Here is a 1,783-nt window from a genome sequence, read left to right as displayed (position 1 = left end):
CGACGATGACGACGTGCAGGTAGCGGGGGCCATGGGCGCCGAGGACCAGGCTGCCCTCGATGTCGGTGGTGCCGCTGGCGCCGGTGATGATGTTGACGTTGCGCGGCGGGCGCTGGCCGGCGGTGGCTGTGGCGTAGTCGTCGAGGTACGCGAGCACCGTGCTGGCGCGCACCATCACCAGATGGTGCAGCGGCAGGAAGTTCGCCAGGATCGGCGTCTCGGCGTCCGAATGGAAGACCAGCGAGCCGGTCTCGGCGATGCCCCAACGCGCGAAGCCCACCGCCAGGGTTTCGTCGGGCGCGACCCGATCATGGACTTCGAAGCCGGACCAGTCGAGCGCCTGCAGCACCGCCGCCGGCTGCAGGGCGATCGCCGCGGGCAGGCCGCGCGCCTCCACATAGCGCGCAACCGCCGCCGGCAACTCGCTCGCGTCGCCGATGCGCTCGGCGGTAGCGGCCACCTTGGGCGTGACGAGGCGCGCGATGAAGGCCTCCACCAGGCCATCGGCGAGCAGGTCCGGCCGGATGGTGGGGAGGTCCGCCAGCAGCGCGTCCGCATCGCGCCGCAGCGCCGCGCCGTCGACCGTCTTGTGGCCGAGGGCGCCGCGCACGGCGTCCAGAATGGCTTCACGGGTGCTCATCGCTGGTTCTCCTGATCCTTGTACATCTCCATGAAGCTGCGTTTGGCCGGCGCGGGAAACTCGCGGTAGGCGGTCCATGCGCCCAGCCCGGGCATGCCGCGCACCACACCCCCGCGGCTGAACAGGCGCATCACCCGGATGGCGATGGCCGTCGCCATGCGGTAGAGACCGGGCCGCAGCGCGAAGAAGGCGTGGATGCCCAGCCCGAAACGAACCGAAGCCGGCTCCAGCCCCTCGCGCCACGAGCGGTCGCGCCAGCCGCGCAGCAGGGTGGGCAGCGGGATCGCCACCGGGCACACTTCCTGGCACTTGCCGTTCATCGTGCAGGCGTGGGGCAGATCGCGGGATTTCTCCAGTCCGTCGAACACCGGCGTCAGGACCGCGCCCATCGGCCCCGGATAGGTGCCGCCATAGACGTGGCCGCCCAATTGCCGGAAGACCACGCAATGGTTCATGCAGGCGCCACAGCGGATGCAGCGCAGCATCTCCTTCAAGCCTTCGCGGAGCATGCGTGTGCGGCCGTTATCGACCAGCACGATGTGGAATTCCTCCGGCCCGTCGCGATCGCCCGGTTGCTTGGGCCCGCAGTGGAAGGTGGTGTATTGGGTGACGTCCGCTCCGGTGGCGGAGCGGACCAGCAGCCGCAGCATGGCGATCGCGTGGCCCATGCTGGGGACGAGCTTCTCGATGCCGGCGGTGACGATGTGCACCCGCGGCGGAGTCGTCGTCAGCTCGGCGTTGCCTTCGTTGGTGACGGTGCAGGTGGCGCCAGTGTCGGCAATGAGAAAGTTGGCGCCCGAGATGGCGACATCTGCCGACAGGAACTTGTCGCGCAGCTCCCGCCGCGCGCTGTCGACCATCGCCTCGATGGTCTCCTCCTGATGCGGGGCGCGGTGCAGGCGCTTGAACATCTCGGACACCTGCTCGCGCGTGCGGTGCATCGACGGCCACACGATGTGCGAGGGTCGGTCGCCGCCGAGCTGCACGATGTGCTCGGCGAGGTCGGTCTCGACGCGCTCGATGCCCGCCTCGTCGAGCGCATGCGGCAGGCCGATCTCCTCGCCCAGCATCGACTTCACCCGGGTCACGCGCTTCGCGCCGGCTTCCTTGCACAGCCGCACGACGATCTGCGAGGCCTCCTCA

General features: G+C 69.7%; 2 protein-coding genes. Both read right to left on the bottom strand.

Annotated elements, in window-relative coordinates:
• Window positions 1–640: LUD domain-containing protein (locus GH664_RS21740; RefSeq protein WP_153170211.1), on the bottom strand; the 640-nt coding region annotated here is incomplete at its 3' end.
• Window positions 637–1,783, bottom strand: a 1,147-nt coding sequence (locus GH664_RS21735; RefSeq protein ID WP_153170213.1) for a lactate utilization protein B, incomplete at its 5' end; no start/stop codon positions are given. The genes GH664_RS21735 and GH664_RS21740, both read right to left, overlap by 4 nt.

Source organism: Thauera sp. 2A1, assembly GCF_009469595.2.
Classification (GTDB): domain Bacteria; phylum Pseudomonadota; class Gammaproteobacteria; order Burkholderiales; family Rhodocyclaceae; genus Thauera.
Note: the sequence above shows the minus strand (reverse complement) of the source record. Positions and strands in the feature narration are given on the sequence as shown.